Below are 15,407 nucleotides of genomic sequence, written 5' to 3' on the forward strand. Positions count from 1 at the left end.
GGGTTTCCACCCGTGGGCCCTGTTCCGTCCACCCGTGCCGCCGCTAGTTTCGCAGCGTGGCGATGTTCCGACTCCAGGGCAGCAAGGTGCTCGCCGTCGACATGACCGGGGATGCCGTGAAGGCGAAGAACGGCTCGATGGTCGCGTACGACGGGCAGATGGCCTTCAAGAAGCTGAGCGGCGGCGGCGAGGGGCTGCGGGGAATGGTGACCCGGCGGCTCACCGGCGAGCAGATGACGGTGATGGAGGTGAAAGGGCATGGGACGTGCTGGTTCGCGGACCGGGCGTCCGAGATCAACCTGGTCACCCTCCAGGGGGACAAGCTCTACGTGGAGGCGGGCAATCTGCTGGTGACGGACGCGGGGCTGCGTACGGGCACGACGTTCACCGGCGTGCGCGGCGCCTCCCAGGGCAACGGCCTGTTCACGACGACCGTGGAGGGACACGGACAGGCGGCGATCCTCTCCGACGGCCCGGCGGTCGTCCTCCGGGTGACCCCGCAGTACCCGCTGACCGTCGACCCGGGCGCCTATGTCGCCCACCAGGGTGATGTCCGGCAGTCCTTCCAGTCCGGTGTGACATTCCGCACGATCCTCGGGGAGGGCGGCGGCGAGGCCTTCCAGATCCGCTTCGAGGGCGACGGGCTGGTGTACGTGCAGCCGAGCGAGCGGACCACGATCGCGGGAGACGTGTGATGACCTTCCGGGAGATCAACTCCAAGATGGTGGAGGCGACCGTGGCGCCGGGGCAGCGGCTGTTCAGCCAGCGCGGCGCGATGCTCGCCTACCGCGGGGACGTGTCCTTCACACCCAACGTCCAGGGCGGCCAGGGCGGGCTGATGTCCATGATCGGGCGCCGGGTGGCCGGCGAGGCGACCCCCCTGATGACGGTCGAGGGCAACGGCACGGTGTTCTTCGGGCACGGCGGCCACCACGTCCAGGTGATCACCCTCTCCGGTGACACGCTCTACGTGGAGGCCGACCGGCTGCTCGCCTTCGAGGGCACCCTGCGGCAGGGCACGATGTTCATGGGCGCCCAGGGCGGGGTGATGGGTCTGGTGCGCGGGCAGGTCACCGGGCAGGGGCTGTTCACGACCACGCTCCAGGGGCACGGCTCGGTGGCGGTGATGGCGCACGGCGGCGTCTTCGAGGTCCCGGTCACCCCGCAGCGCCCGGTCCACGTCGACCCGCAGGCGTACGTCGCCCACCACGGCGAGATCCGCAACAGGCTGTCCACCGCGCTCGGCTGGCGCGAGATGGTGGGCCGCGGCTCCGGTGAGGCCTTCCAGCTGGAGCTGAGCGGCAACGGCACGGTGTACGTCCAGGCCTCGGAGGAGAAGCTGTGAGCACCTACGGAACCCCGGGCGCCGGACCGGTCGTGCACGACCCGCTGTCGCTGCCCGCCGACGACAACGTCACCCCGTACACCTTCTGTGTGGAGCTGAAGAGCGGGCAGTGGTTCCTGCAGAAGGGGAAGATGATCGCCTACTACGGGTCGATCGAGTTCAACGGCATCGGGCACGGGCGACTCGACCGGCTTGTCCGTACGTCGTTTCATTCGCCACTGCACGCGAGCGACTGGGTCGTGGCGGAGGGCTCGGGGAAGATGCTGCTGGCCGACCGGGCGTTCGACGTCAACTCCTACGACCTGGACGACGGGAACTTGACCATTCGCGCGGGCAATCTGCTCGCTTTTCAGCCAAGTCTCGCGCTCAAACAGTCGATCGTCCCGGGCTTTCTGACCCTGATCGGAACCGGAAAGTTCGTAGCCGCATCAAACGGTCCGGTGGTGTTCGTGGAACCTCCGATCCGGGTGGACCCGCAGGCGCTCGTCGGGTGGGCCGACTGCCCGTCCCCGTGCCATCACTACGACCATGGGTACCTGACGGGTGTCCTGGGCGGTCTACGTGCGATGACGGGCCTCGGCGGGGTCTCCGGGGAGGAGCACCAGTTCGAGTTCGTCGGCGCGGGGACGGTCCTGCTGCAGTCGACCGAGACGCTCATGGCCGAGGTGGCGACCGGGGCGGTTCCGCCGGAACCCGGGGTGCCGGGAGGTGGCGGAATGACACCGGGCGGGCACGGTCCGCAATCGTCGGGTGCACCGCGCCTTCCCGGACAGCTGGGAGACCTCCAGCGTCGCTTCGGGCTGTGAGCGGTAGTCTGCGGAGTGTGACGTCGAACGCGTGCGCACGTCACACCACCCAAGTTAGTTCGCCATTCAACTTCTTAGGTAGACTTCATTCATGGAGACCGAGACGGCCACGCGCTGGCTGACCGATGCGGAGCAGTGCGCCTGGCGCACCCACCTGGAGGTCAACAGGCTGTTGACGTACCAGCTCGAAAAGGATCTGCAGCCGTTCGGCCTGACAATGAACGACTACGAGATCCTGGTGCACCTGTCCGAGTCGGAGGACGTACGGATGCGGATGAGCGACCTGGCCTCCGCGACCCTTCAGTCCAAGAGCCGGCTCTCGCACCAGATCACCCGCATGGAGAACGCCAACCTGGTCCGCCGCGAGAACTGTGACACCGACCGGCGGGGGCTGTACGCCGTGCTGACGGACCATGGCATGGAGATGATGCGGAAGGTCGCGCCGCATCACGTGGCCTCGGTGCGCCGGCACTTCATCGACCTGCTGTCGCCGGACGCGCTGATGGAGCTGGACAAGGCGCTCAAGCCGGTCGCCGAGCACCTGAGAGGACAGCGGGGACGTCCCTGAGCCAGCCGCGCGGGCGGGCGGCGGCGACACCACGCACCGCCGCCCGCGCAAGCCGCCCGGCACGCTGACCGACACCCGCGCGAGCCCTTCCGGCACCGCTCACCGCAGCCCCCGTGAGCCCACCCGACCCCGCCGACCGGTACGCGTGTGAGCCCTTTGGCACCGCTCACCGGCACCCGCCGAGCGCCGGACAGCCCCCGACGGCCACGCCGCCCACACGGCCCGGGGCCCAGCAGAGGACACCGTCCGGCGCGCGGAACAACGGGCGGTCACAGACACCGCCCGGCGACAGTCACACCCATACGGCCACCGCACCGCCCCGCCTGTCCGGCGGCAGCCACCGCCGTCGGCGTCGCCGGAGCGCCGGGTATCGGCGGTCCTCGGTGGTCAGGCGGTGGCGGCCGTCTCGTCGCCCGTGCTCGCCGGGACCGGTCCGGGCGCGTGGCCCGCCGCTGCCGTACGGACGGCCGCGGCCACGGCCGTTACCAGGGCGGCGGCGCCCGCCAGGGCGAAGCACAGCGGCAGCGGCAGGCGGCCGATCAGCAGCCCGGCCGCCAGCGCCCCGGCCGAACTCCCCGCGTTCACCCCGGTGTTCACCCAGGCCCCGGCCTGGATCCGGGTCTCCTCCGTCGCCGTCTCGTCGGCCAGCAGATACGCGGTCGTCAGTGCCGGGGCGATGAACGCGCCCGCGAGGGCCAGCACGCCGGACAGGGTCCACAGGCCGGGCGCCAGCCCCGCCGCCGCCAGCACCAGTGCGAAGGCCACGGCGAACCGGCACAGCCGGACCCGGGCGGGCGCGCGCCAGCGCACCGCCCCGGCCGCGAGCCCGCCGAGCGCGCTGCCCACCGACAGCGCGCCCAGGACCCAGGGGACCAGCGCGGGGTCGTAGGAGCGTGCCTCGGCGAAGGCCAGCACCAGCAGTTCCACGGCGCTGATGGCCAGCCCGAGGCCCAGCGCGACCACGACCGCCGGCAGCAGCCCCCGCACCGGCACGGACCGTCGCCGGCGGGCGGCGGCGGGGCGCGGGCCGGGCAGGGCCGGGGAGGTGACGAAGGCGCAGGTGCCGGCCACGTTCAGGACCGCGCTCAGCAGGATGCCGGCGGCCGCCGGGGCGGCGCCCAGCAGCGCGCCGACCAGCGCCGGACCGGAGACGTACAGCAGTTCTTCGGCGACGGCGTCGAGGCTGTAGGCGCGCCGCGCCATGCCCTCGTCCGGCATCAGCGCGGACCACAGGGCGCGCATGGCGGGGCCGAGCGGCGGCGCGCAGCAGCCCGCGAGCGCGGCCGTGCCGGCGACGGCCGCCGCGGGTGCGCCCGGACTCCAGGTCAGCGCGGCCAGGAGGGCCAGCAGGGCGCCGTACAGCAGTGACATGGGCAGCAGGACCCGGCGCGGACCGTGGCGGTCGACCAGGGCGGCGCGCATCGGCATCAGCAGGACCGTGGTGGCGCCGAACAGGGACAGCACGACGCCGGAGACGGCCCAGGAACCGGTGGCGGCGGTGACGGACAGCGGTACCGCCAGGCCGGCCGTGGCGTAGGACAGACGGCCCGCCAGGGCGGCGGTGAAGGTGCGGCGGGCCTGGGGCACGCGCAGGACGGCGGCGTACGAAGGCCGCGAAAGGGGCGTGGACACGCGGAAGTTCCTCTGAAGAGGCGGAAAAAGGGGACACCTGAGGGCCCGGTGGCCGCCTGTGCGGCCCCGGCTGCCGGGTGTGGCCCTACGCCATGAGGAGGAACAGCATGCCGGTCACGGTAGCAGGGTGATCACCGGACCGGCCAGGGTTCAGCCCTGGGTCAGTCCCGTGACCAGTTCGTCCGCCGCGCGGTAGGGGTCCAGTTCGCCGGCGACGATGCGTTCGGCGAGGGCGCCGAGCCGGCGGTCGCCGTGCAGGTCGCCGATGCGTTCGCGCAGCGCGGTGACGGCGATGGTCTCCACCTCGCGGGCCGCGCGGGCCGTGCGGCGCTCGGCGAGGACGCCCCGCTCCTCCATCCAGGCCCGGTGCTTCTCCAGGGCCTCCACCAGCTCGTCGACGCCCTCGGCGCGAGCCGCGACCGTCTTGACGATGGGCGGACGCCAGTCGCCGGGGCCGCGGGCCTCGCCCAGCCCCAGCATGTGGTTCAGCTCGCGGGCGGTGGCGTCGGCGCCGTCCCGGTCGGCCTTGTTGACCACGTACACGTCGCCGATCTCCAGGATTCCGGCCTTCGCCGCCTGGATGCCGTCACCCATGCCAGGGGCGAGCAGGACCACGCTGGTGTCGGCCTGGGAGGCGATCTCGACCTCGGACTGGCCGACGCCGACCGTCTCGACCAGGATCACGTCGCAGCCCGCCGCGTCCAGCACCCGGATGGCCTGCGGGGCGGCCCAGGCCAGCCCGCCGAGGTGGCCGCGGGTGGCCATCGAGCGGATGTAGACACCGGGGTCGGAGGCGTGGTCGGACATCCGGACCCGGTCGCCGAGCAGGGCGCCGCCGGAGAACGGGGAGGACGGGTCGACGGCCAGGACGCCGACCCTCCTGCCCTGCTTGCGGTAGGCGGTGACCAGCGCGGAGGTGGAGGTCGACTTGCCGACGCCGGGCGAGCCGGTCAGGCCCACCACATAGGCGTTGCCGGTCAGCGGCGCCAGGGCCGCCATGACCTCCCTCAGCTGTGGTGACGCCCCCTCCACCAGGGAGATCAGCCGGGCCACGGCCCGCGGCCGGCCTTCCCTGGCCTGGGCCACCAGAGAGGAGACGTCCTGCATCACAGCTCCGTTCACTTCACCGACGTACCGGAATCGGACCTACGGGGTCTCAGGACTTCGGCACCCGCACGATCAGCGCGTCGCCCTGGCCGCCGCCGCCGCACAGCGCGGCGGCGCCGATCCCGCCGCCCCGGCGCTTGAGCTCCAGCGCCAAGTGCAGCACGAGGCGGGCGCCGGACATGCCGATCGGGTGGCCGAGCGCGATGGCGCCGCCGTTGACGTTCACCTTTTCCGTGGACACGCCGAGGTCCTTCATTGACTGCACGGTGACCGCGGCGAACGCCTCGTTGATCTCGATGAGGTCCAGGTCGGAGACGTTCAGGCCCTCCTTCTCCAGCGCGTGCCGGATGGCGTTGGACGGCTGCGACTGGAGGGAGTTGTCGGGGCCGGCCACATTGCCGTGCGCGCCGATCTCGGCGAGCCAGTCGAGGCCCAGCTCCTGGGCCTTGGCCTTGCTCATCACGACCACGGCGGCGGCGCCGTCGGAGATCTGCGAGGAGGTGCCGGCGGTGATCGTGCCGTCCTTGGTGAAGGCCGGGCGCAGCTTGGCCAGGGACTCCACGGTGGTGTCGGCGCGGATGCCCTCGTCCTTGCTGAACAGCACCGGGTCGCCCTTGCGCTGCGGGATCTCCACCGGGGTGATCTCGGCCTCGAACAGGCCGTTCTTCTGGGCGGCGGCGGCCCGCTGGTGGGACAGGGCGGCGACCTCGTCCTGCTCGGGGCGCTTGATGCCGAGGCGGGTGTTGTGCTTCTCGGTGGACTCGCCCATCGGGATGTTCTCCCACGGGTCGGTCAGGCCGTCGTAGGCCATCGCGTCGAGCATCTCGAGCGCGCCGTACTTGTAGCCCTCGCGGGAGCCGGGCAGCAGGTGCGGGGCGTTGGTCATGGACTCCTGGCCGCCCGCCACGACGATGTCGAACTCGCCGGCGCGGATCAGCTGGTCGGCGAGGGCGATGGCGTCGAGGCCGGAGAGGCACACCTTGTTGATGGTGAGCGCGGGAACGTTCATCGGGATGCCGGCCTTGACGGCGGCCTGGCGGGCCGGGATCTGGCCCGCGCCGGCCTGGAGCACCTGGCCCATGATCACGTACTGCACCTGGTCGCCGCCGATCCCCGCACGGTCGAGGGCGGCCTTGATCGCGAAGCCGCCGAGGTCGGCTCCGGAGAAGGACTTCAGGGAGCCCAGCAGCCGCCCCATGGGCGTCCGGGCGCCCGCGACGATCACCGAGCTGGTCGTTCCAGAAGACATGAGGTGCGATCCCCTTCCAGCTGCGCGCAGCCGAGGAGTGAACGAGGGTTTACTTCGAATGTACTGAGCGGTTGGACAGGTCGTCACCGGCCCGTCGGTGTGATCGCGCGCACGTTGCGTAACCACCCCGTGAGCGCTGCACTGAATCCATGCTGACGCGAATCGACCACATCGGGATCGCCTGCCACGACCTCGACGCGACCGTCGAGTTCTACCGGGCCACGTACGGCTTCGAGGTCTTCCACACCGAGGTCAACGAGGAGCAGGGCGTGCGCGAGGCCATGCTCCGCATCAACGGCACCTCCGACGGCGGTGCCTCCTACCTGCAGCTGCTGGAGCCGGTCCGCGAGGACTCCACGGTCGCCAAGTGGCTCGCGAAGAACGGGGAGGGCGTCCACCACATCGCCTTCGGCACCGCGGACGTGGACGCCGACTCCGAGGAGATCCGGGGCAAGGGCGTGCGCGTGCTCTACGACGAGCCCCGGCGCGGGTCCATGGGCTCGCGGATCACCTTCCTGCACCCCAAGGACTGCCATGGCGTCCTCACAGAACTGGTCACTTCGGCCCCTGTTGAGACGCCCGAGCACTGACCCCCGTACATAAGGGCCGGTAGGGTTGGGGGCGGTCGTCCCGTCAACCGGGGCGGCCGGGTCCTGCCGTTGCCGGCGGGACCGAGCCGGGGTCCGGGTTTCGGGGGACGAGCGTCGGGGCAGCAGCCCGTGCTCCGCCCTCTGTCCGACACCCTTCCCCGGGGGCCCCGTTCGGCGGATGGACGGAGCTCGTTGGAGAAGCTGACCAGGGGACGGATGGGACCGCGCAGTGCGGGGCTACGAGAGCCAGGAGCGAGAGCCGGCGGCTGACGTCGACCACCTCTCTCGGTTCGAGGCCGAGATGAAGCGGCTGAGGACCGAGCGGGAGAAGGCGATCCAGCACGCCGAGGACCTCGGCTACCAGGTCGAGGTGCTGCGCGCCAAGCTGCACGAGGCGCGCCGCACCCTCATGACCCGGCCCGCCTACGACGGCGGCGACATCGGTTACCAGGCCGAGCAGCTGCTGCGCAACGCCCAGATGCAGGCCGAGCAGCTGCGCCAGGACGCCGAGCGGGAGCTGAGCCAGGCCCGCGCGCAGACCCAGCGCATCCTCCAGGAGCACGCCGAGCAGGCCGCCCGGCTCCAGGCGGAGCTGCACCAGGAGGCGGTGACCCGGCGCCAGCAGCTCGACCAGGAGCTGGCCGAGCGCCGCGCCACCGTCGAGTCGCACGTCAACGAGAACGTGGCGTGGGCGGAGCAGTTGCGCGCCCGCACCGAGCAGCAGGCCCGCCGGCTGCTGGAGGAGTCCCGCGCGGAGGCCGAGCAGGCCATGGCCGCCGCCCGCGCGGAGGCCGAGCGGCTGACCCGGGAGGCCCGGGAGCGGCTGCGCGACGAGGCCGAGTCGGCCCGCGCCGAGGCCGACCAGATCCTGCGCCGGGCCCGCGCGGACGCCGAGCGGCTGCTGAACGCGGCCTCGACGCAGGCGCAGGAGGCCACCGAGCACGCCGAGCGGTTGCGCACCGCCACGGTCACCGAGTCGGACGCGGCCCGCCGGCAGGCCGCCGAGCTGAGCCGGGCCGCCGAGGAGCGGATGGCGGCGGCCGAGGAGGCGCTGCGCAAGGCGCAGGCCGAGGCCGAGAAGGTGGTCACCGAGGCGAAGGAGGCCGCCGCCAAGGCGCTGGCGAGCGCCGAGGCCGCCAACGAGACGCGTACGCGCACCGCCAAGGAGCAGGTCGCCCGGCTGGTCGAGGAGGCCACCAAGGAGGCCGAGCACACCCGGTCCGAGGCCGAGCAACTGGTCGCGGACGCCCGCGCCGAGGCCGAGAAGATCGTCGCCGAGGCCGCCGAGAAGGCCCGCACGATCACCGCCGAGGAGACGGCCACCCAGCTGTCCAAGGCGGCCAAGACCGCCGAGGACGTGCTCAACAAGGCGTCGGAGGACGCCCGCAAGACCACCCGGGCCGCCGCCGAGGAGGCCGAGCGGATCCGTTCGGAGGCCGAGGCGGAGGCGGACCGGCTGCGTGCCGAGGCGCACGACATCGCCGAGCAGCTCAAGGGCGCGGCCAAGGACGACACCAAGGAGTACCGGGCCAAGACGGTCGCACTCCAGGAGGAGGCGCGCCGGCTGCGCGGCGAGGCCGAGCAGCTGCGCGCCGACGCGGTCGCCGAGGGCGAGTCGATCCGTGCCGAGGCCCGCCGCGAGGCCGTCGCCAAGATCGAGGAGGCGGCCAGGTCCGCCGAGGAGCTGCTGGGCAAGGCCAAGGCGGACGCCGAGGAGCTGCGGCAGACCGCGACGGCCGACAGCGAGAAGGTCCGCGCCGAGGCCGCCGAGCGCGCCACCGCGCTGCGCCGGCAGGCCGAGGAGGCCCTGGAGCGCGCCCGCGAGGAGGCCGAGCGGCTGCGCGCCGAGGCCGCCGAGCAGGCCGAGACGGCCCGGGCGGACGCCGAGAAGGCCGCGCGTGAGCTGCGCGAGGAGACCGAGAAGGCGGTCGAGGCCCGCCGGGCGGAGACCGCCGAGGAGCTGTCCCGGCTGCAGGCCGAGGCGCAGGAGCGGCTGGCGTCGGCCGAGCGGGCGCTGACCGAGGCCCGCGAGGAGGCCGCCCGGGTCCGCCGGGAGACCGCCGAGGAGACCGAGCGGCTGCGCGCCGAGGCCGCCGAGCGGATCCGTACGCTCCAGGAGCAGGCCGAGGCCGAGGCCGAACGGCTGCGCACCGAGGCCGCCTCCGACGCGTCCGCCTCCCGTGCCGAGGGCGAGGCCATCGCCGTACGGCTGCGGTCGGAGGCCGCCGCGGAGGCCGAGCGGCTGAAGGCGGAGGCCCAGGACACCGCGGACCGGGTGCGCGCGGAGGCGCAGGCCGCCGCCGAGCGGCTGGGCACCGAGGCGTCCGAGACGCTGGCCGCCGCGCAGGAGGAGGCCGCCCGGCGCCGCCGCGAGGCCGAGGAGCTGCTCGGCGCCGCCCGTGAGGAGGCCGGCCAGGAGCGGCAGCGGGCCCGTGAGCAGAGCGAGGAGCTGCTGGCCGCCGCCCGCAAGCGGGTCGAGGAGGCGCAGGCCGAGGCCACCCGGCTGGTGGAGGAGGCCGACCGGCGGGCCGGCGAGATGGTCGCCGCCGCCGAACAGCACGCCCAGCAGGTCCGGGACTCCGTCGCCGGGCTGCACGAGCAGGCCCAGGAGGAGATCGCCGGGCTGCGCTCGGCCGCCGAGCACGCGGCGGACCGTACCCGGCGGGAGGCCGAGGAGGAGGCGGACCGGGTCCGTTCCGACGCCTACGCCGAGCGGGAGCGGGCCGGCGAGGACGCCGCCCGGGTGCGGCGCGAGGCGCACGAGGAGTCGGAGGCCGCGAAGGCGCTGGCCGAGCGGACGACGGCGGAGGCGATCGCCGAGGCCGAGCGGCTGCGCGCGGACGCGGGCGAGTACGCGCAGCGGGTGCGCACCGAGGCGTCGGACGCGCTCGCCGAGGCGGACCAGGCGGCGGCCCGTACCCGGGCGGACGCCCGCGAGGACGCCAACCGCATCCGCTCCGACGCCGCCGCCCAGGCCGACACCCTCATCACCGAGGCCCGCAAGGAAGCCGAACGCCTCCAGACCGAGACCGCCGCCGAGGCCGAACGGGTGCGCACCGAGGCGGTCGCGGAGGCCGAGCGGCTGCGCGGCGAGACCGCGGCCGAGGCGGAGCGGGTCCGGACCGAGGCGTCCGAGACGCTCACCGAGGCCAACGAGGCGGCGGCCCGTACCCGGGCGGACGCCCGCGAGGACGCCAACCGCATCCGCTCCGACGCCGCCGCCCAGGCCGACACCCTCATCACCGAGGCCCGCAAGGAAGCCGAACGCCTCCAGACCGAGACCACCGCCGAGGCCGAGCGGGTGCGCACCGAGGCGCTGACCGAGGCGGACCGGGTGCGCGCGGAGGCCGTCGCGAACGCCGAGCAGCTGATCGGGGACGCCACGGGCGAGGCCGAGCGACTGCGCGCGGAGGCCGCCGAGACGGTCGGTTCCGCGCAGGCGCACGCCAAGCGGGTGCGGGCGGAGGCCGAGCGGACGAAGGCGGACGCCGAGGCCGAGGCCGAACGGCTCGTCAACTCCGCGCGCGAGGAGGCCGAGCGGACCCTGGACGAGGCCCGCAAGGACGCCAACAAGCGGCGTTCGGAGGCGGCCGAGCAGGTCGACAAGCTCATCACGGAGACCACGGCGGAGGCCGACAAGCTGCTCGCCGAGGCGCAGGCGCAGGCCCTGAAGACCACGGCGGACGCCGAGTCGCAGGCCGACACGATGGTGGGCGCGGCCCGCAGCGAGGCCGAGCGGATCGTCGCCGAGGCGACCATCGAGGGCAACTCGCTGGTGGAGAAGGCCCGTACGGACGCCGACGAGCTGCTGGTCGGCGCGCGCCGGGACGCCACCGCGATAAGGGAGCGCGCGGAGGAGCTGCAGAGCCGGGTCACCACCGAGATCGAGGAGCTGCACGAGCGGGCCCGCCGCGAGGCGGCCGAGACGATGAAGTCCACCGGCGACCGCTGCGACGCGCTCATCAAGGCCGCCGAGGAGCAGTTGGCGAAGGCCGAGGCGAAGGCCAAGGAGCTGGTCTCGGAGGCCGACTCCGAGGCGGGCAAGGTGCGGATCGCCGCCGTGAAGAAGGCGGAGGGCCTGCTGAAGGAGGCCGAGCAGAAGAAGGCGCGCCTGGTCAAGGAGGCCGAGGAGCTGAAGACCGACGCGGTCCGCGAGGCACGGCGTACGGTGGAAGAGGCGGAGGAACTGAAGGCGGAGGCGGTCCGCGAGGCGCGGCGCACCGTCGACGAGGGCAAGCGGGAGCTGGAGATCCTGATGCGCCGGCGCGAGGACATCAACGCCGAGATCTCCCGGGTGCAGGACGTCCTGGAGGCGCTGGGGTCCCTTGAGGCGCCCGCGCCCGGGAAGGACGGCGGGGTCAAGGCGGGCGCTGCCGTGGGCGCCCCCCGATCGGGTGGCAAGTCGTCAGAGAGCTAGCGGACAGGGGGCGTTGTGGTGTCTTCTGGGTGCTTTGCCCGACTCCTTGGCAAGCGGTCCGCCGACCGGCCACCCGAAAGAGGTGCCATTCTCCAGATCAAAACCGTATCCGCTCGATGACACACCGCTGTGGCCCCTAGGATTCTTGTATCACCTCACTCACCGGTCTCATTCGACAGGAACCCCATGAGCGACACTTCCCCCTACGGCTTCGAGCTTGTGCGGCGTGGATACGACCGCGCTCAGGTGGACGAACGCATCTCCAAGCTCGTCTCCGACCGTGACAGCGCTCTCGCCCGGATCACCGCCCTGGAGAAGCGCATCGAGGAGTTGCACCTCGAAACGCAGAACGCCCAGGCCCAGATCACCGACGCCGAGCCGTCGTACGCGGGTCTCGGCGCGCGGGTCGAGAAGATCCTGCGGCTGGCCGAGGAAGAGGCCAAGGAACTGCGTGAGGAGGCCCGGCGGGCGGCCGAGCAGCATCGCGACCTCGCCGAGTCGGCGGCCCAGCAGGTCCGCAACGACGCCGAGGCGTACGCGGCCGAGCGCAAGGCCAAGGCCGAGGACGAGGGCGTCCGGATCGTGGAGAAGGCCAAGGCGGACGCGGCCCAGCTGCGTGCCGAGGCGCAGAAGGACGCGCAGTCCAAGCGGGAGGAGGCGGAGGCCCTCTTCGAGGAGACCCGCGCCAAGGCCGCGCAGGCCGCCGCCGACTTCGAGACCAACCTGGCCAAGCGGCGCGAGCAGTCCGAGCGGGACCTCGCCTCGCGCCAGCAGAAGGCCGAGAAGCGGCTCGCCGAGATCGAGCACCGGGCCGAGCAGCTGCGCCTGGAGGCGGAGAAGCTGCGCACCGACGCCGAGCGCCGGGCCCGGCAGACGGTGGAGACCGCCCAGCGGCAGGCCGAGGACATCGTGGCCGACGCCAATGCCAAGGCGGACCGGATCCGTTCGGAGTCCGAGCGGGAGCTGGCGGCGCTCACCAACCGCCGCGACAGCATCAACGCCCAGCTGACGAACGTCCGCGAGATGCTCGCCACACTGACCGGCGCCGCGGTGGCCGCGGCCGGCACGTCCGGCGACGACGAGCCGATCTCCCGGAGCGTTCCGGCGCAGCAGTCCCGGTAGTCGTCACGCGCGGCTGACACGGTGAAGGGGCGGCGGGCCCGGTCCCGCCGCCCCTTCACCGTCTCCGCCTCCTGGCACGCCGGGGGCCGGGTGGTCCACGGCTCTCCGGCTTTACTCTCTCTTGGGCGGAACCGTCAGCGCCTGGATATCCTCCTAACCCTTACGGGGGCGTGTGCCCCGCCTTCCTGAACCTTTTCGATGGGTGCGGAGCATGATCGAGGCTGTCGGCCTGACCAAGCGCTACGGCGACAAGACCGCCGTGTACAACCTTTCCTTCCAGGTACGGCCAGGAGCCGTGACCGGCTTCCTGGGGCCGAACGGCTCGGGCAAGTCCACGACGATGCGGATGATCCTCGGGCTGGACAACCCCACGTCCGGGTCGGTCACCATCGGCGGCTATCCGTACCGCAAGCTGCCCAACGCACCCCGGCAGGTCGGCGCGCTGCTCGACGCCAAGGCCGTGCACGGCGGCCGGTCCGCCCGCAACCACCTGCTGAGCCTCGCCCAGCTGTCGGGCATCCCGGCCCGCCGCGTGGACGAGGTGCTCGGCGTGGTCGGTCTCCAGGACGTGGCGAAGAAGCGCTCCAAGGGCTTCTCGCTCGGCATGGGCCAGCGCCTCGGCATCGCCGCCGCGCTGCTCGGCGACCCGCAGGTGCTGCTCTTCGACGAGCCGGTCAACGGCCTCGACCCCGAGGGCATCCTCTGGGTCCGCAACCTGATGAAGGCGCTGGCTGCGGAGGGCCGTACGGTCTTCGTCTCCTCCCACCTGATGAGCGAGATGGCGCTGACCGCCGACCACCTCATCGTGATCGGGCGCGGGCAGCTGCTCGCCGACATGAGCGTGACGGAGTTCATCTCGGCGAACTCCGCCGACTTCGCGCGCGTGCGCACCCCCGACACCGAGCCGCAGCTGCGGGAGAAGCTCGCGGCGGCGCTCGCCGAGGCGGGCGGGCACGTGCTGCCCGAGCAGGACGGCGCGCTGCGCGTGACCGGGCTGCCGCTGCCCCGCATCAGCGACCTCGCGCACGAGGCGGGCGTCCGGCTGTGGGAGCTGTCCCCGCACCAGGCCTCGCTGGAGGAGGCGTACATGCGGATGACGCAGGCCGCCGTGGACTACCGCTCGACCGTCGACCAGAAGGCGGGCCTCCAGCAGCCGCTGCCGCCCGGCGCCCAGCCGCCCGTGCCGGTCCCCGGCCAGGGGCAGCCCGGCTGGTACGCCCCTCCGCCGCCGCAGCAGGGCGGCCAGCCCTTCGCGGTGCCCCCGGGCGGCCCGTACGGCGGCGCACCGGGCAACGGGCAGGGTGCCCCGGCGCACGGGTACGGGGCCGCGGGTGCGGCGCCGGGTACGGCCAATCCGTACGCCCAGCCGGCCCCTCCGGCCCAGCCCGCGGCCCCGGCGGCCCCTGCGGCTCCTCCGGCCGCCCCGGTGTCGCAGGACCAGCCGACGCTGCTGACCAAGAAGGCGCCGGCCGCCCCGCAGGCTCCCGCGGCCCCGCCCGCGCCGCAGCAGGCGCCCGCCGCCGCTCCCCCGGCCCCCGCCACGAGCCCGGCCGCCGCCACGAGCCCGGCCGCCGCTTCCGGCGCGGCCCCGGCCGACGCCCCCGCCGCCCCCGTCTCCGCCGCCCCGACGACCCAGCCCGAGGACGCCCGATGAGCACCCCCCAGCCCCCGATGCCGCAGGCCCCGGCCGCCGCGCCCGAGTGGCAGGCGCCTGGTGGGTCGTACGCCGGTTACACCTCGCCCATCCCGGTCGTGCGCACCCATCTCGGGCACGCGCTGGCCTCCGAGTGGACGAAGATCAGGTCGGTGCGCTCCACGATGTGGACGCTCGGCGTGTTCGTGCTGCTCGTCGTCGGCATCGGTCTCGCCGCCGGCGCGCTGGTCTCGGCCAACTCCAGCTCCGCGGACCTGGACGGCGAGAACCCGTTGACGCTCGGTTTCTTCGGCCTGCTGCTCGGCTCCATCTGCATCATCACGCTCGGCGTGCTGACCACGGCCTCGGAGTACGGCACGGGCATGATCCGCACGACGATGACCGCGTGCCCCAGCCGGGCCCGGGTGCTCGCCGCCAAGTCGATCGTGTTCTTCACCGTCGCCTTCGTGTTCACCCTGGTCGCGTCCGCCTTCGTGGCGATGGTCCAGGTGTCCATGCTGGAGAGCGCCGGTGCCCGCACCCCGAGCGGCTCGGAGTGGTTCAAGGCCACCGTCGGCATCAGCCTCTACATCGCGCTGCTCGGTCTGCTCTCGCTGCTCATCGGCTCGGTCATCCGGCACTCCGCGGGCGCCATCACCATCATGATCGGCGTGGTGCTGGCTCCGCTGGTGATCGCGATGTTCATGGTCGCGCAGTCGATGGAGAAGCTGCGCGACTGGCTGTTCGAGTACTCGATCCCGAACCAGCTGAGCGTCTTCTACTCCAATTCCCTGACCGAGTCCGGCCCGTCCGGCTGGGACCCGCTGTGGATCATGCTGGGCCTGACGGCGGCGGTGTACGCGGGCACGTACGCGCTGCTGCGGAGCCGGGACGTGTGAGCCGCACATGTGAGCCGTACGACGTGTGAGCCGTACGGC

The 15,407-nt window shown here is 73.0% G+C and carries 12 protein-coding genes; 9 read left to right on the forward strand and 3 right to left on the reverse strand.

Annotated features, from left to right (window positions below):
• Positions 1-62: 62 nt before the first annotated feature.
• The 4 genes from Srubr_RS24835 (at position 63) to Srubr_RS24850 (ending at position 2,719) form a co-directional block, all read left to right on the forward strand.
• Positions 63-695, forward strand: coding sequence for an AIM24 family protein (locus Srubr_RS24835; protein ID WP_189998851.1), 633 nt, complete (start codon positions 63-65; stop codon positions 693-695).
• A complete protein-coding gene (locus tag Srubr_RS24840; RefSeq protein WP_189998738.1) occupies positions 695-1,345 on the forward strand; it encodes an AIM24 family protein in 651 nt (216 codons plus the stop codon). The genes Srubr_RS24835 and Srubr_RS24840 overlap by 1 nt, the downstream gene beginning before the upstream one ends.
• Positions 1,342-2,151 carry an AIM24 family protein gene (locus tag Srubr_RS24845; RefSeq protein ID WP_189998740.1) on the forward strand — a complete coding sequence of 270 codons (810 nt, stop codon included), beginning with the start codon at positions 1,342-1,344 and terminating at the stop codon, positions 2,149-2,151. The genes Srubr_RS24840 and Srubr_RS24845 overlap by 4 nt, the downstream gene beginning before the upstream one ends.
• A gap of 91 nt (positions 2,152-2,242) precedes the next feature.
• On the forward strand, positions 2,243-2,719 hold the full coding sequence (locus Srubr_RS24850) for a MarR family winged helix-turn-helix transcriptional regulator (protein ID WP_189998743.1): 477 nt from the start codon (positions 2,243-2,245) through the stop codon (positions 2,717-2,719).
• A gap of 387 nt (positions 2,720-3,106) precedes the next feature.
• Here the strand turns inward: Srubr_RS24850 and Srubr_RS24855 are convergent, their stop codons facing one another.
• The 3 genes from Srubr_RS24855 to Srubr_RS24865 form a co-directional block, all read right to left on the reverse strand.
• Complete coding sequence (locus tag Srubr_RS24855) at positions 3,107-4,351, reverse strand: MFS transporter (protein WP_229926944.1); 1,245 nt, start codon at positions 4,349-4,351, stop codon at positions 3,107-3,109.
• 150 nt (positions 4,352-4,501) lie between these two features.
• Positions 4,502-5,458, reverse strand: coding sequence for a methylmalonyl Co-A mutase-associated GTPase MeaB (gene meaB / locus Srubr_RS24860; RefSeq protein ID WP_189998745.1), 957 nt, complete (start codon positions 5,456-5,458; stop codon positions 4,502-4,504).
• 49 nt (positions 5,459-5,507) lie between these two features.
• Positions 5,508-6,707, reverse strand: coding sequence for an acetyl-CoA C-acetyltransferase (locus Srubr_RS24865; protein WP_189998747.1), 1,200 nt, complete (start codon positions 6,705-6,707; stop codon positions 5,508-5,510).
• 149 nt (positions 6,708-6,856) lie between these two features.
• Between Srubr_RS24865 and mce the strand changes: the two genes are divergently transcribed.
• The 5 genes from mce to Srubr_RS24890 all read left to right on the forward strand — a co-directional run bounded on the left by mce (position 6,857) and on the right by Srubr_RS24890 (position 15,368).
• A complete protein-coding gene (mce, locus tag Srubr_RS24870) occupies positions 6,857-7,297 on the forward strand; it encodes a methylmalonyl-CoA epimerase (protein ID WP_030790098.1) in 441 nt (146 codons plus the stop codon).
• A gap of 229 nt (positions 7,298-7,526) precedes the next feature.
• Entirely contained in the window at positions 7,527-11,714 is a 4,188-nt protein-coding gene (gene scy, locus Srubr_RS24875; RefSeq protein WP_189998749.1) for a polarized growth protein Scy, read from the forward strand.
• 186 nt (positions 11,715-11,900) lie between these two features.
• Complete coding sequence (locus tag Srubr_RS24880) at positions 11,901-12,836, forward strand: coiled-coil domain-containing protein (RefSeq protein ID WP_189998751.1); 936 nt, start codon at positions 11,901-11,903, stop codon at positions 12,834-12,836.
• A 211-nt stretch (positions 12,837-13,047) separates the two neighbouring features.
• A complete protein-coding gene (locus Srubr_RS24885; RefSeq protein ID WP_189998752.1) occupies positions 13,048-14,490 on the forward strand; it encodes an ABC transporter ATP-binding protein in 1,443 nt (480 codons plus the stop codon).
• Positions 14,487-15,368 carry an ABC transporter permease subunit gene (locus Srubr_RS24890; RefSeq protein WP_189998754.1) on the forward strand — a complete coding sequence of 294 codons (882 nt, stop codon included), beginning with the start codon at positions 14,487-14,489 and terminating at the stop codon, positions 15,366-15,368. The genes Srubr_RS24885 and Srubr_RS24890 overlap by 4 nt, the downstream gene beginning before the upstream one ends.
• Positions 15,369-15,407 lie beyond the last annotated feature (39 nt).

It is taken from the genome of Streptomyces rubradiris (genome assembly GCF_016860525.1).
Taxonomy (GTDB): domain Bacteria; phylum Actinomycetota; class Actinomycetes; order Streptomycetales; family Streptomycetaceae; genus Streptomyces; species Streptomyces rubradiris.